Below are 14,399 nucleotides of genomic sequence, written 5' to 3' on the forward strand. Positions count from 1 at the left end.
CATGCACGAGAAGTCCACCCGCCTCGTCCCCCCGCCGGACCGCTTCCCCGGCCTGCACCGGCGCGGCTTCCTCGCCGCCACCGGCGCGGCCTCGCTCGGCGCTCTCGCTCTCGCCGGATGCGGCGGCCCGGGCTCCGGGTCCGGCGACGGCGGGAGCAAGGGCGACGGCGCACCGAAGCGGGGCGGGCGGCTGCGCGCCGCGTTCGCGGGCGGCGGCGCGAGCGAGACGCTCGACCCGCACCTGGCCAATCTCTTCGCCGACGTCGCCCGCGCCAAGGCGCTGTTCGACAAGCTCGCCGACTACGGCGCCGATCTGTCCGCCCGGCCCCGCCTCGCCGAGAAGTGGGAGCCCAACAGGACCCTGGACCGCTGGCAGGTCACCCTGCGGGAAGCCACCTTCCACGACGGCAGTCCGGTCACCGCGCGGGACGTCCTCCACAGCTACCGCCGCATCGCCGACCCGAAGCAGGCGTTCCGGGCGAAGGCGTCCCTGGAACCGATCGATCTCAAGGCGAGCCGCGCCGCCGGCAAGCGGTCGATCGAGTTCGTCCTCAAGCGCCCGACGGCCGAGTTCCCCAACGTCCTGGCCGCGTTCGGCGCGTACATCGTGCCCGAGAACGCCGGGGAGTTCGACAGGAAGCCGGTCGGCTCGGGACCGTTCCGGTTCGTGTCGTTCACCCCGGGCCGCTCGGCGCTCTTCCGCCGCAACGACGACTACTGGGAGGGCGCCCCTCACCTCGACGAGCTCGAGTTCGTCGTCGCCAACGAGGAGTCCGCCCGCGTCAACGCCCTCATCGGCGGACAGGTCGAGTACGCCCACGAGCTCAACCCGACCACCGCCCGCGCCCACGAGGGCGGGGGGCGGATCGAGATCGTGCGGCTGCGCAACAGCGCCATGCAGGGGTTCTGCATGAAGACCGACCGGGCGCCCTTCGACGACAAGCGGGTGCGCCAGGCGTTCTTCCTCATCGCCGACCGCCGGGAACTCGTCGACGGCGCCCTGTCCGGCGCGGGCGAGGTCGGCAACGACCTGTTCGGCAAGGGCTACGAGTACTACGCCGACGGCCTTCCCCAGCGTGAGCAGGACCTCGACCGGGCCCGCGCCCTGCTCGAGCAGGCCGGCGCCGAGAACCTCCGGGTCACTCTCGACACCTCGGCCGTCGCCGCCGGATTCGCCGAAGCCGCAGGCATCTTCCGCGACCAGGCGAGGAAGGCAGGCGTGACGATCGACGTGCGGACGGGCAGCAAGGACTCCTACTGGAGCGACATCCTCGACGGCGGCACCCTGTGCTGCTACCGCTCCGGCGCCATGCCCATCGAGGCCCACATCTCCCAGCGCCTGCTCACCGGCTCCACCACCAACGCCACCAAGTGGCAGCGCAAGGACTTCGACGCCCTCTACCAGCAGGCCCAGTCCACCCCGGACAAGGCCGGCCGCGCCGCCGTCTACGAGCGTATGCAGCGCCGCCTGTACTCCGAGGGCGGCTTCCTCGTCTGGGGCTTCGCGGACTGGATCATCGGAACGGCCCGTACCGTGAAGGGGGTCGAGACCGAGGCGCCCGCCAACACCGTCGACTGGGCCCGCTTCGACAAGGTGTGGCTCGCGTGAGCGGACTTCGCTCCTTCGTCGCCCGGCGGCTGCTCCTCGGCGTCGCACAGACCGCGGCCGTGGTGGTGCTGGTCTTCGCGCTCACCGAGATGCTGCCGGGCGACGCCGCCGTCGCCCTCGCCGGGGACCAGCCCGACCCCGCCCGCATCGAGGCCATCCGCGAGGCCCTGCGGCTGGACCGGCCCGCGGTGGAACGGCTGGCCGACTGGGCGGCGGGCCTGCTGCACGGCGACTTCGGCACCTCCCTGGCCTCCGGCCGCCCGGTGGCCCGGTACATCGCCGACGGCTTCGGCCCCACCCTGCTGCTGGCCTCGCTCACCGTCGCCCTGCTCGTTCCCGTCGGTTTCGGGCTCGGCGTGCTGGCCGCCCGTCACGAGGGGCGGCTGCTCGACCGGCTGGTCAGCTCGGTGACGCTCGCCGTGTACGCGGTGCCCGAGTTCGCCCTCGGGGTGCTGCTGGTGACCGTCCTCGCGCTGCGGCTGGGCTGGCTGCCGCCGACCGCGGTCGGCTACGGCACCGACCTGCTCGGCCATCCGGCCGCGCTCGTCCTGCCCGTCCTCGTCCTGCTCGCCCGGCCCGTGTGCTCACTGGTGCGGCTGGTACGGGCCGGCATGATCGACGCGCTCGCCTCCCCCTACGTGGCCCAGGCCCGCCGCTACGGCGTCTCCGGCGCCCGCGTCCGCTACACCCACGCCCTGCCGAACGCCCTCGCCCCGGCCGCCCAGCAACTCGCCCGCACCATCGACTGGCTGCTGTGCGGCGTCATCGTCGTGGAGGCGCTGTACGTGATTCCCGGTCTCGGCACCGTCCTGCTGAACGCCGTCGCCGAGCGCGACGTCCCGGTCGTTCAGGGTCTCGCCGTGGTGTTCGGCGTCCTGACCGTCGTACTGAACCTGGCTGCCGACCTGGTCGCCCGGCGGCTCGCACCCCGGTCGGGGGTGGCCGCGTGACGCGCGCGCGTACGGGCCGCTTCGCACTCGGCGTCGCGGTCGTCGCCGTACCCCTCCTTCTGGCGCTCCTCGGCCCGCTGTTCGCGGGTGAACCGGGCCCGCGGGGCGCGTCCTTCACTCTCGGGGACGGCCACTGGCTCGGCACCGACTTCGTCGGCCGCGACGTGTGGCAGCAGGTGCTGCACGGCGGCCGGCCGGTCGTGCTGACCGCGCTCGCGGCGACCGCCCTGGCGTACCTCGTGGCCCTGCCCCTCGCCCTGCTCAGCGCACTCACCCACCGCCGGTGGCTGGAGGAACTGCTGATGCGGCCCCTGGACGTGCTGCTGGCCGTCCCGTCGCTGCTGCTGATCCTGCTGGCGGCGACGGTGTTCTCCCCCGGCGCCGTCGGCCTGGCCCTGCTGGTCGCGGTGGCCAACGTGCCCGACGCGGCCCGCCTGGTACGTGCCGCCGCCACCGAAGCCGCAGCCCGGCCCGCGGTCGAGGCGCTGCGCATGCAGGGCGAGACGTGGTGGCGCATCGCCGTGGGCTACGTCGGCCGCTCCATGCTGCGTACCCTGGCCGCCGACGCCGGCACCCGGCTGACGGGCGTGCTGTACCTGGTCGCCACGGCCGCGTTCCTCGGCGTCGGCGTGGCGCCCGACGCCGCCGACTGGGCGGTCATGGTCGACCGCAATCGCACCGGTCTGTTCGTCCAGCCCTGGGCGGTCGTCGTCCCCGCCCTGCTGATCGTCGGCCTGACGATGGGCGCGAACCTCCTCTTCGACGCCGCTCTGGAGCGCACCGGGAAGGAGACACGTCCGTGAACCACGAGCACGGCACCACCGCGGGTCCCGTGGCCGAGATCCGCGATCTGCACGTCGAGATCGACGGCAGGGCGATCGTCGACGGGGTCAGCCTCGCGGCCCTGCCCGGCAGGGTCACGGCCCTGGTCGGCGCCTCCGGCAGCGGCAAGACCACCACCGGCCTCGCCCTGCTCGGCGAGTACCCGCCCGGCGCCCGGGTCACCGGCGATGTCCGGCTGAGCGCGGACGGCCCGGCAGGGTACATCCCCCAGCACCCGGCGACCGTCCTCAACCCCGCCCGCCGCGTCCGCGCGCTGCTGACCGACATCGCGCGCGCCCAGGTCGGCCATCTGCCGCCGGGGCGACGCCGGGCGGCGGCCCGCGAACGTGTCCTGCGCGCCCTCGCCGAAGCCCAGCTCCCGGATGCCGCGACCCTGCTGCGGCGCTACCCGCACCAGCTCTCCGGCGGACAGCAGCAACGCGTCGTCCTCGCTCAGGCCCTGTTGCTCGGCGCGCGCGTCATCGTCGCCGACGAGCCCACGACCGGGCAGGACGCCCTGACCAAGAGCCGCATCGTCGACCAGCTGGCGGCCGTCGCGGCCCGCGGCATCGCCGTCGTCCTGCTCAGCCACGATCTCGACGTCGTTCGCGCCCTCGCCGACGAGGTGATCGTCATGCGGTCGGGCAGGGTCGTCGAGTCGGGCAGGGTCGTCGAGTCGGGCCCGGCAGCAGGCGTATGGCATGCGCCTCGGGCCGAACGGATCCGCGAACCCCTCGGCGACCGGCCGCCGTTCCCCGAAGCGGACAGCTCGGCCGGCACCGAGCGGCCCGTCCTGCGGATACGCGACCTCACCGCCCGGCACCACGACGGCGCACGCGGCACGACGGTGGTGCTGCGCACCCCCCGGCTGAACCTGCACCCGGGCGAGAGCCTGGCCGTCGTCGGCCGCTCCGGCAGCGGCAAGACCACCCTCGCCCGCTGTCTGGCCGGCCTCCACCGCGATCAGGACGGCCGGATCCTCCTCGACGGCACACCGCTGCCGCCCAGCCTGCGCGACCGCGGCCGCGCACACCTCGCCGCCGTGCAGTACGTCTTCCAGGACGCGCGCGCCGCCTTCGACGAGCACCGGCCCGTGCTCCACCAGGTCGCCCGCACCGCGGTCCGCCTGCGCGGCACCGACGCGGACACCGCGACACGGGAGGCCCTGACCACCCTCGCCCGCCTCGGCCTCCCCGAGGACCTGGTCCGGCGGCGCCCCGGTCGGTGCTCCGGCGGCGAACTCCAGCGCGCCGCCCTCGCCCGTGCCCTGCTCGCCCGCCCGCGGGTCCTCATCTGCGACGAGATCACCTCCGGCCTCGACCCGATCACCCGCCGCAGCATCCTCGGCCTGCTCACCTCACTCGTCCGCGACCGCGGCGGCCTGTCCCTGGTACTGATCACCCACGACCTGGACACCGCGGCCCTCGCCGACCGCATCGCGGTCCTGGACGGCGGCGAACTCGTCGAACACGGACCCGCTGAGCGCGTCCTGACCAGGCCTCAGCATCCGTTCACCGTCTCGCTCGTGGAAGCCGCGGCACGTCTGACGGCCCGAACGGACACCTGACCGTCAGAGGGCGTCCGGTGCGTCCAGGCCCGTCAGGGCGCCCACGGGGTCGGGGTCCGGGGTGCCGCGGGGCCACCAGTCGTCGTGGCCGGGTTCGGACTCGTAGGCGTACCACAGGTTGTCGCGGCCGAGGCGGAGCTGGACATGGCCCCGGGGGTGGGTGAGGTGGTTGCGCCACGGGCGGAAGGCGGGGAGGTCGGCGGCGAGGAGGAGCGGGCGGGCACGGTCGAAGCGGCCCGCCGGCGGGTCCCAGGGCTCCTCCAGGACGGCGAGGCCTGCCGGGCCTCCCTGGCGCCAGGCGGTGACCGCTCGGGCCAGTTCGGCGGGGGTGCGGCCGGCGGCCCGGGCGAGGGAGGAGTAGAGGGCGCGCGTCGCCGCGGTCAGGCCGGAGCCGGGGCGGGCGGCGGCGAGACGCACCGCGTCGTGCCACAGGGTGAGCCCGCCGACGGGGTCACGGCCGGTGGTCAGCAGGGCGTGCGCGCGGGCTGCGGCGTCGGTGGCCAGCTGGTCCAGCGCGAACGGGTCAGGCCCGCCGGGGGACGCGGGGTAGACGGGCGGCTGCTCCGGGTGCGGCGGCGGGGGCAACGGCGCGGGGGGCGGCGGGAGTTGGCCGCGTCGGGCGACGGCGTCGGCCGCCCGTACGCCGGGCAGGGGCTCCGGTTCCTTCTCCTGGGCGGCGCGGGCCGCGCGGGCGGCGCTCAGCCGGGACAGCGTGTCGATCACCTCGCGCTCGCCGCGTCCGCGCAGCAGGAGCAGCACGAACGGGTCGGCGTCGAGCAGCCGCGCGGTCTGGTAGCAGAGGGCCGCCGCGTGCTTGCAGGGGTGGCCGGAGTCGGGGCAGCTGCATCGCGGGGCGAGGTCGCCGGGGTCGGGCAGCAGCGGGACTCCGCAGTCGGCGAGGGACTGGGGCATCTCCCCGTCGAGCAGGGCCGCGATGTGCCCGGGCCGGTCGGCGGCGGCGTCCAGGAACCGCTCCCAGTCGGCGTCTTCGAACGTCCGCAGCCGCACCTGCACGCGGTACGGCCGTGGGCGGCTGCCCCGCACATACGCCAGGACCAGTCCGGGCGTCACGGTGATGGCGTCGACGTGTCCCTGCTCGGCGTATCCACGTCCGCGCGCGAGCCGCGCCAGGTCCAGGGCACCGCCTTCCAGCGCGGTGACCCACGCCCTCCCCCACCACGTCCCGGCGAAGCTCTCTCCCTCCGAGGCGCGGGGCGGGAACGCGGGGAACGTGCGACGCAGGTCGCCGTCCCGGCCGGGGGCGGCCATGGACCGGGGCGCGGCGCGCGGGGTGTACGACGCCGACGGCGGCACGGCACCGGCTGCGGCGTCCCGATCCCGCGCCGGGACGCCGGAGGCAACGGCGGTGCTCTCCTGGCGAGGGCCCACGTCGGCGGGCGCCACCCGACGGGGCCCGCCCGCGTCGGCCCGCGACACCCGACGGGCATCCCCCGTACCGGCCGACGGCACCCGACGGGAATCGTCCGCGTCAGCCCACAACACCCGACGGGCATCGCCCCCGTCGGCCACCGGCACCCGCTCGGCATCACCCGCATCAGCCGACGACACCGGACGGGCATCGCCCCTGTCAGCCCCCGACACTCCCCCGACACCGTCCGCGTCAGCCCACGACACCCGACGGACATCGCCCCCGTCGGCCACCGGCACCCGTCCGTCATCACCCGCATCAGCCGACGACACCCGACGGGCATCGCCCGCATCAGCCGAAGGCACCCGACGGGGATCGCCCCTGTCACCCCCCGACACTCCCCCGACACCGTCCGCGTCAGCCCGCGGCACCCGACGGGCATCGCCCCCGTCGGGTGCCGGCACCCGTCCGACGTCGCCCGCGTCAACCGACGACACCCGACGGGAATCGTCCGCGTCAGCCGACGGCGCCCGGCGGGGATCGTCCGTGTCGGTCGGCATGCGGAAGGCCTCGGTGAGCGCCGTGCGTACCTGGCGGGCCCGCTCGTCGGCGGCGCGGTCGCCGCGCGTGGTGCGGGGGACACGGGGCACGCCGCGGCGCCGCTCGGCACCGGTCCGCCCGTGCCGGTCCTCCTCGGCCGTGGTGCGGGCCCGTTCCGCCTCCGCACGGGCGGAGCGCAGGGCCTCCCGCGCGACGTCCCCGGGGCGGCGGGCCGTGCCTGTGTCGTCGTCCGGAGCGGGCCCGGCGGGAGGTTCGGTGCCCGGCAGCCCGCCGTACGGCTCGTGCTCCGCTTCATGGCGTGCCGCCCCGGCCGGCGGCACCGGCGGGCAGTCGGAGGGGCCGCTCGGGCCGTTCCGCGCCACCGATGCGGGTGCCTCGCCCGGCGCTTCCCCGCGCTCCGGCTCCTCGGCCGCCCCGTCGCCCGGCGGCACGCCTGCGTCGGTCGCCGCCGCTCCTGCGCGGCGGGCGCGGACCGCGCGGCGGAGGGCTTCGCGGGCGGCGTCGCCCGGGCGGTGCGGCTGACCGGCCGGTTGGCGCTCGGCGGGGGCCGGCGGGTCCTGCGTCTCGCCCGCCGCCCGGGCGCGGGCGGCGCGCAGGGCCTCGCGTGCCTCGTCGGACGGGCGGGGTGTCATGCCGGCCTCCGCAGGGACACCAGGGCCGACAGGTCGCGGTCGGACAGTTCGGTCAGGGCCGACTCGCCGGAGCCGAGGATGGCGTCGGCGAGGGCCCGCTTGAACTCCAGCATCTCCGCGATCCGGTCCTCGACCGTGCCCTCGGTGACGAGGCGGTGGACCTGGACGGGCTGGGTCTGGCCGATGCGGTAGGCGCGGTCGGTGGCCTGCTCCTCGACCGCCGGGTTCCACCAGCGGTCGAAGTGCACGACGTGGCCCGCGCGGGTGAGGTTCAGGCCGGTGCCGGCCGCCTTGAGCGAGAGCACCAGGACGGGGGTCGCACCGCTCTGGAAGCGGTCCACCATGCGTTCCCGTTCGGGCACCGGCGTACCTCCGTGGAGCAGGTCGACGGGGACCGCGCGCTCGGCGAGATGCCCGGTGATCAGGCGGGCCATCCCGACGTACTGCGTGAACACCAGGGCCGAGCCGTCCTCGGCGAGCACGGTGTCCAACAGCTCGTCCAGCAGGGCGAGTTTGCCGGACCGGGCCGCGAGCCTGTCGCCTCCGGCGGGCGCGTGCTCCTCCTTCAGATACAGCGCGGGGTGGTCGCAGATCTGCTTCAGCGAGGTCAGCAGCTTCAGCACCAGTCCGCGGCGCCCCATGCCCTGCGCGGTCTCGATGGCGGCCATCGACTCGCGCACCACCGCCTCGTAGAGCGCCGCCTGTTCACGGGTGAGGGGAACGGGGTGGTCGGTCTCGGTCTTGGGCGGCAGTTCGGGGACGATGCCGGGGTCGGACTTCTTGCGCCGCAGGAGGAAGGGGCGGACCAGGCGGGCGAGCCGCTCGGCCGCCTCCTCGTCCTCCCCGGTCTCCACCGCCCGCGCGTGCCGGGCGCGGAAGGACTTCAGCGGGCCGAGGAGGCCCGGTGTGGTCCAGTCGAGGAGGGCCCACAGCTCGGAGAGGTTGTTCTCCACGGGTGTGCCGGTGAGGGCCACGCGGGCGGGGGCGGGGATGGTGCGCAGTGCCTTGGCCGTCGCGGAGTGGGGGTTCTTGACGTGCTGTGCCTCGTCGGCGACGACCATGCCCCACCGGTGTCCGGTCAGGACCGGCGCGGCGGAGCGCATGGTGCCGTAGGTGGTGAGGACGAAGCCGCCGTCCGCCTCGGCCAGGCTGCGGTCGGGTCCGTGGAAGCGGCGTACGGGAACACCGGGCGCGAACCGGGTGATCTCCCGCTGCCAGTTGCCCAGCAGCGAGGCCGGGCAGACCACCAGCGTGGGTTCGCTGCGGGCCCGTTTCAGGTGCAGCGCGATGAGGGTGACGGTCTTGCCGAGGCCCATGTCGTCGGCGAGGCAGCCGCCGAGGCCGAGGGAGGTCATGAGGTCGAGCCAGGCCAGGCCCCGGAGCTGGTAGTCGCGCAGGGTGGCCTCCAGGCCGGGCGGCGGGGCGGCGGGCCGTACGCCGGCGGTCAGGCGGTCGCGGAGGGCGGCCAGGGCTCCGGCGGGAACCGCCTCGACACTCTCCCCGTCGACCTCCGCGTGGCCGGTGAGGGCCACGGACAGCGCGTCGACGGGGTCGAGCAGTCCCAGGTCGCGTTTGCGGGCCTTGCGGACCAGGGCCGGGTCGACCAGCACCCACTGGTCGCGCAGGCGGACGACGGGGCGGTGGGCCTCGGCCAGGGCGTCCATCTCGGCCTCGGTGAGCGGGTCACCGCCGAGGGCGAGCTGCCAGCCGAACCGCAGGAGGTCCTCGCTCTCGAAGAAGCCCGTGCCGTCGGTGGCCGAGCCGGGGGCCGGGCGAACCACCGCGGTGGCGGTCAGGTCCTGGGCGAGGTCCCGGGGCCAGTGCACGGCGACGCCCGCCGCGGCGAGCCGGGTGGCCGCCACGCCGAGCAGGTCGCCCAGCTCGTCCTCGGACAGGGCCAGCACATCGGGTACGTCCTGGTCGGACAGGCGGTCCAGCGGCGCCCAGACGCGCGCCGCGCGGCGTACGGCGAGGGCGGCGTCCACCCGCGCGCGGGGGCCGAAGGCGCTGTCCGCCTCGCCCGCCCACAGGGCGGCCGCGTCGGCCACCAGGGTGGGGTCGGCGAGGCTGTGCACCTGCACGACCGCCGCGCCCGCGGCGCGCGCACCACCCCCGCTCCCGTCCGCGCCCGCGCCCGCGCCCGTGTCGAAGAGGTCGTACGCGGACAGGTCGAGGCGGAGGGAGATCCGTACCCCGGCGTCCATGCCGGCGGCGACCTCGGCGGCCCAGTCGTGGGCGTCGGGCAGCCGCTGGGCCTTGCGGGCGGCGAACGGCGGTCCCGACGCGTACGGCGCGGCCGGGGTGCGGGGCAGGGTGTCGGCGACCGCGTCGAGGAAGGCGCGCACCAGGGCCTCGGGCCGGGGCAGCCGGAGCGGGCCGGGTCCGGGGAGGGGCACGGCGTGGCCCTCGTGGGGGAGGGCGGCGGCCACCGCGCGCAGATGTGCCACGTCGTCCGGTTCGAGCGGGCCGGCGCGCCAGGCGTCGTGGCCGGCCGCGCTCAGTCCGGGGAGCAGCCGGCCGCGGGCCGTGAGCCGCAGCGCGTGCAGGGCGGCGGCGCCCCAGCAGGCGGTGGCGGGGTGGGCGGCGGGGTCGTGCCGGGCGCGGACCAGCAGCGGCAGCGCCTCGTCGACGGGGAGGGTGAGGGCGGGGACCGTCCGCCGCCGCACCCCGGTGCCGTACGGGCGGACGACAGTGAGGTCGGTGCGTCGCGCGGAAGCGTCGGGACCGTCGTCGGGGGCGCCGGTGAGCTCCTCGCCGTCGGGGCCGCCCTCGGGATCGTAGAAGGCGATCCGTCCGTCACGCGGGAGGGGTGCGGGCAGGAAGACGGCCGCGAACCGGACGGAAGGCTCGGCGGCGGGCGTCCGGCCGGGTGCGATCGTGTCCGGCCCGGCCGTCACGGCAGGCTCCCTCATACGCCTTGTCACCTCCTCCCCCGCGTGCCGGATCAGTCGTCTCCGACTCTACGGGCGGGGTCCGACAATCGGCCTCGGCCGCCGGGACGGGAGGATCGGGGCCCGGAGGTCAGGGCACGGTGCGGGAGACGACGTACACCCTCGGGTAGCCCGGTTTGTCGTGGTTGACGACGACCTCGTGCGTGGGTGCCGGGTCCTTCTGCTCGTGGACCAGACCCGACCAGGTGCCGGGTCCGTCGAAGGTCCAGCCGGTGATCTCCCGGTCGCGGTCGTTGATGGTGAGATCGTCCCGCTTCAGCTCGCTCTCCTGCACGCCCATGCCGGCGAGGAAGGCGCTCAGTCCGGCGTCGGTGGTCTCGAACTCGACGTACAGACGGCTGGTCTTCCAGTTGTTGGTCTCGTAGGAGGCCACCCACCAGGCCGGGTGCGGGATCGGCACCTGGTAGATGCGGCGCTGGAGCTTCGACGGCCAGCCCTCGGTGAGGCCGGTCGCGGAGTACCTGGCCTCCTTGTCCTTGCCGCTGGCCCGGCTCTGGGCCGCCGAGATCACCAGGTAGCCGGCGGGGATGCCGATGAGCAGCACGATGATCAGCAGGGTGAGCGCCCTGCGGCGGATCATGTGCCGCCGGTCCTCGGCCGGGCGGGGCTCGTCGGGGGCGCCCGGCTGCTGGGGGAACTCCGCGGTCACAGGGACTCCTGGGTGGTGCGGCGGCTCTCCGCGTACCGCTCGTAGCGCTCGTACCGCTCGACCCGGCGGCGCTTGGCCCGGCGGAAGCGGCGGGCGACCAGACGGGCGAGGTCGGCGGCGCCGACCATGCCGGCCTCGGGGCCCAGTTGGGCACGGACGATGCGGGCCTCGGGGCGGTAGCCGCGGCCGGTGAGGTGGCGCTTGAACGCGTCCCGCGCGGGGCCGATCAGCAGGTCGTCGGCGGCGGAGACGCCGCCGCCGACGACGAAGCAGGAGGGGTCGAGGGCGGCTGCGAGGTTGGCGATGCCGACGCCGAGCCACTGGCCGATGTCCTGGAGCAGCTCGATGCACATGGCGTCGCCCTCACGGGCCAGCTCGGTGATCATCGGGCCACTGATGTCCGCGATGTTGCCCTTGACGTGCTCGATGATGCCGTAGGCGACCGGCGAGTCGGCGGCGGCCAGCTCGCGTGCCTCGCGGACCAACGCGTTGCCGGAGCTGTACTGCTCCCAGCAGCCGCGGTTGCCGCAGGGGCAGCGGTGGCCGCCCGGGACGACCTGCATGTGGCCGAACTCGCCGGCCACTCCGTACTTGCCGCGCTTGACCTGCCCGTCCTCCAGGATCGCGCCGCCGATGCCGGTGCCCAGTGTGATCATCACCAGGTGGTCCTCGCCGCGTCCGGCGCCGAAGCGCCACTCGGCCCATGCGGCGGAGTTGGCGTCGTTGTCGACGAGGACCGGGACGGCGAGACGGTCGGCGAGACGGTCCCGCAGCGGCTCGTTGCGCCAGGACAGGTGGGGGGCGAACAGCACGCGGTTGCGGTCGGCGTCGACCCAGCCGGCGGCTCCGATGCCGACGGCGTGCACGTCGTGCCGGTCGGAGAGGTCCAGTACCAGCTCGACGATCGTGTCCTCGACGACCTTCGGGCTCTTGGACTTGTCCGGGGTCTCCGTGCGGAGCCGCTCCAGGATGTTGCCGTCGGCGTCCACGACGCCCGCCATGACCTTGGTGCCGCCGATGTCGATGCCCACCGTGGGGACACGGGGTGCCGTCAGGTGGGAGCGGCGCTCCCGGGTGCCGACGGTTCTCAGGACCGGGGCGCGGCGGGAACCGATGGGGGCGGTGAAGTCGCGGTAGGTGCTCATCGTGTGCGATTCTGCCGCACCGGTGCGCCGATTGCGGTACGGGGCAGGTGGGGGCGGGCAGGGGGCGCTCCACCGACCACCGGTCGCCTTGTCCGGACAATGCGACCAGCGCGGGACGGTCGGCGCGGCGTCCTCAGGACCGTACGAGCAGCTGGAACTCGAAGGAGTAGCGCGAGGGCCGGTAGGTGTGGGTGCCGAACTCCACCGCGCGCCCCGTGTCGTCGAAGGTGACGCGCTGCATGGTGAGCAGCGGGGCGCCGGTCTGCTCCCCCAGCCGCTCGGCCTCGGCGGCGGTGGCGGCCCGGGCGCCGATGGTCTGGCGGGCGCTGTGCAGGGTGATCCCGGCGGCCCGCATCAGCCGGTACAGGCCGGTGGCCTCGAGCTGTCCGGTGTCCAGGTCGAGCAGTCCGGGCGGCAGGTAGTTGCACAGGTACGCCATCGGCTCCCCGTGGGCGAGCCGCAGCCGTTCGATGCGGTGCACCTCGCTGTCCTCGGGCACGCCGAGCGCCGCCGCCACCTCGGCGGACGCGGCGACGACGGTGTTGACCAGCACCTTGGTGGCGGGGCGCTGGCCGGCCGACTCCAGGTCGTCGTAGAGGCTGCTGAGTTCCAGCGGGCGCTTGACCTGGCTGTGCACCACCTGGGTGCCGACCCCTCGACGACGTACCAGCAGGCCCTTGTCGACGAGCGACTGGATGGCCTGGCGGACGGTGGGCCGGGACAGGCCGAGCCGCGCGGCGAGCTCGATCTCGTTGCCCAGCAGGGTGCCGGGGGTCAGCGCACCGTGCTCGATGGCGGACTCCAGCTGCTGGGACAGCTGGAAGTACAACGGCACGGGGGAGCCGCGGTCGACGCTCAGCTCCAGTTGTACGGTCGGGTCCACTTCTGGTTTCGGCACGGCCCGAGCGTAGCCCCGTGGGCTGTTGACGGGAAGTTGTGTAGTTCGGTTGTCCGGACATACGCATTGACAGGGAGCGACGCGGGCCCCACTTTGTTTCCATGCGCATCGGGGTCATCGGTACGGGCCGCATCGGCACCATTCACGCCCACACACTCAGCAAGCACCGCGACGTCGGTTCCCTGATCCTCACGGACGTGGATCCGGCGCGGGCGCAGGCCCTCGCCCACCGGCTCGGCGAGACGGCGGCACCCGGGGTGGACGAGATCTACACCTGGGGCGTGGACGCCGTGGTGATCACGGCGGCCACGTCCGCCCACGCCGATCTGATCGGGCGGGCGGCACGCGCGGGGCTGCCGGTGTTCTGCGAGAAGCCCATCGCCCTGGACCTGGCCGGCACGTTACAGGCGATCACGGAGGTCGAGACCGCCGGGACCGTGCTGCAGATGGGCTTCCAGCGCCGCTTCGACGCCGGATACACGGGTGCGCGCGAGGCGGTGCGCTCGGGCCGGCTCGGGCGGCTGCACACCGTACGGGCGATGGCCGGTGACGCGGAGCCGCCGCCCGCCGGGTATCTGCCGCAGTCCGGCGGCCTGTACCGGGACACTCTGATCCACGACTTCGACATCCTGCGCTGGGTGACCGGCCGGGAGATCACGGAGGTCTACGCGACCGGGTCCGACGCAGGCCCCGCGATGTTCCGCGAGGCGGGCGACGTCGACACCGGTGCGGCGCTGCTCACCCTCGACGACGGCACGCTCGCCGCGGTCACCGGGACCCGGCTGAACGGCGCCGGTTACGACGTGCGCATGGAGCTCGCCGGGGAGCGGGACCAGATCGTCGTCGGCCTGGACGACCGCACACCGATCGCCTCCACCGAGCCGACCGGGCCGCCGGCCGCCGACAAGCCGTGGACGGGGTTCCTGGAGCGGTTCGGGCCCGCGTACGAGGCGGAGCTGATCGCGTTCGTCGAGGTGGTGCGGGGCGAACGGGCCAATCCCTGTGACGGGCGTGAGGCGCTCCAGGCGCTGCTGGTCGCGGAGGCGTGCGAGCTGTCGCGGCGGGAGCGCAGACCGGTCCGGCCGAGCGAGCTGCTGAGCGGGTCGGCCGCGGCGTTGGCCTGACGGCGGGCGCGGGTCAGGGCGAGGGGGCCGGCAGGACCGTGCCCTGCGCGACCGCGCACAGCGTCTCCACGCCGTCGGCGTCGAGGGCGAGCAGGTCGCAACGGACGACGGCCCGGCGCCGG

10 protein-coding genes and 1 pseudogene are annotated in these 14,399 nt (G+C 74.9%); 5 read left to right on the forward strand and 6 right to left on the reverse strand.

All coding sequences use genetic code 11. The annotated features are described in order from the left end of the window. The first annotated feature begins 1 nt into the window (after position 1). The 4 genes from ACZ44S_RS04875 to ACZ44S_RS04890 are packed head-to-tail and all read left to right on the forward strand — an operon-like array spanning position 2 to position 4,948. Positions 2-1,609: an ABC transporter substrate-binding protein gene (locus ACZ44S_RS04875; protein WP_466924414.1), complete on the forward strand. Its 1,608-nt coding sequence runs from the start codon at positions 2-4 to the stop codon at positions 1,607-1,609. Continuing rightward, positions 1,606-2,559, forward strand: coding sequence for an ABC transporter permease (locus tag ACZ44S_RS04880; RefSeq protein ID WP_466924416.1), 954 nt, complete (start codon positions 1,606-1,608; stop codon positions 2,557-2,559). The genes ACZ44S_RS04875 and ACZ44S_RS04880 overlap by 4 nt, the downstream gene beginning before the upstream one ends. Further along, complete coding sequence (locus ACZ44S_RS04885; RefSeq protein WP_466924418.1) at positions 2,556-3,362, forward strand: ABC transporter permease; 807 nt, start codon at positions 2,556-2,558, stop codon at positions 3,360-3,362. Before ACZ44S_RS04880 ends, ACZ44S_RS04885 begins: the two co-directional genes overlap by 4 nt. Then, the gene (locus ACZ44S_RS04890) at positions 3,359-4,948 is read left to right on the forward strand and encodes an ABC transporter ATP-binding protein (protein ID WP_466924420.1); all 1,590 of its coding nucleotides are present in this window, start codon (positions 3,359-3,361) and stop codon (positions 4,946-4,948) included. The genes ACZ44S_RS04885 and ACZ44S_RS04890 overlap by 4 nt, the downstream gene beginning before the upstream one ends. A 3-nt stretch (positions 4,949-4,951) precedes the next feature. Here ACZ44S_RS04890 and ACZ44S_RS04895 read toward each other — a convergent pair whose 3' ends face one another. The 5 genes from ACZ44S_RS04895 to ACZ44S_RS04915 form a co-directional block, all read right to left on the reverse strand. Further along, a complete protein-coding gene (locus ACZ44S_RS04895) occupies positions 4,952-7,510 on the reverse strand; it encodes an SWIM zinc finger family protein (protein WP_466924422.1) in 2,559 nt (852 codons plus the stop codon). Further along, positions 7,507-10,422, reverse strand: a complete 2,916-nt coding sequence (locus tag ACZ44S_RS04900; RefSeq protein ID WP_466924424.1) for a DEAD/DEAH box helicase — start codon at positions 10,420-10,422, stop codon at positions 7,507-7,509. The genes ACZ44S_RS04895 and ACZ44S_RS04900 overlap by 4 nt, the downstream gene beginning before the upstream one ends. 109 nt (positions 10,423-10,531) lie before the next feature. Further along, positions 10,532-11,110 (reverse strand): sugar kinase, encoded by a 579-nt coding sequence (locus ACZ44S_RS04905; protein WP_466924427.1) that lies wholly within the window; start codon positions 11,108-11,110, stop codon positions 10,532-10,534. Continuing rightward, positions 11,107-12,255, reverse strand: coding sequence for an ROK family glucokinase (locus ACZ44S_RS04910; protein ID WP_466924429.1), 1,149 nt, complete (start codon positions 12,253-12,255; stop codon positions 11,107-11,109). Before ACZ44S_RS04910 ends, ACZ44S_RS04905 begins: the two co-directional genes overlap by 4 nt. A gap of 133 nt (positions 12,256-12,388) precedes the next feature. Next, on the reverse strand, positions 12,389-13,138 hold the full coding sequence (locus ACZ44S_RS04915) for a GntR family transcriptional regulator (protein ID WP_466925168.1): 750 nt from the start codon (positions 13,136-13,138) through the stop codon (positions 12,389-12,391). A 116-nt stretch (positions 13,139-13,254) separates the two neighbouring features. Here ACZ44S_RS04915 and ACZ44S_RS04920 point away from each other — a divergent pair, with 116 nt between their 5' ends. After that, entirely contained in the window at positions 13,255-14,277 is a 1,023-nt protein-coding gene (locus ACZ44S_RS04920; RefSeq protein WP_466924432.1) for a Gfo/Idh/MocA family protein, read from the forward strand. Positions 14,278-14,290: 13 nt separating this feature from the next. Here the strand turns inward: ACZ44S_RS04920 and ACZ44S_RS04925 are convergent. Then, positions 14,291-14,399, reverse strand: a pseudogene (locus ACZ44S_RS04925) (thioesterase); the annotation flags it as partial.

It is taken from the genome of Streptomyces malachitofuscus (assembly GCF_055571035.1).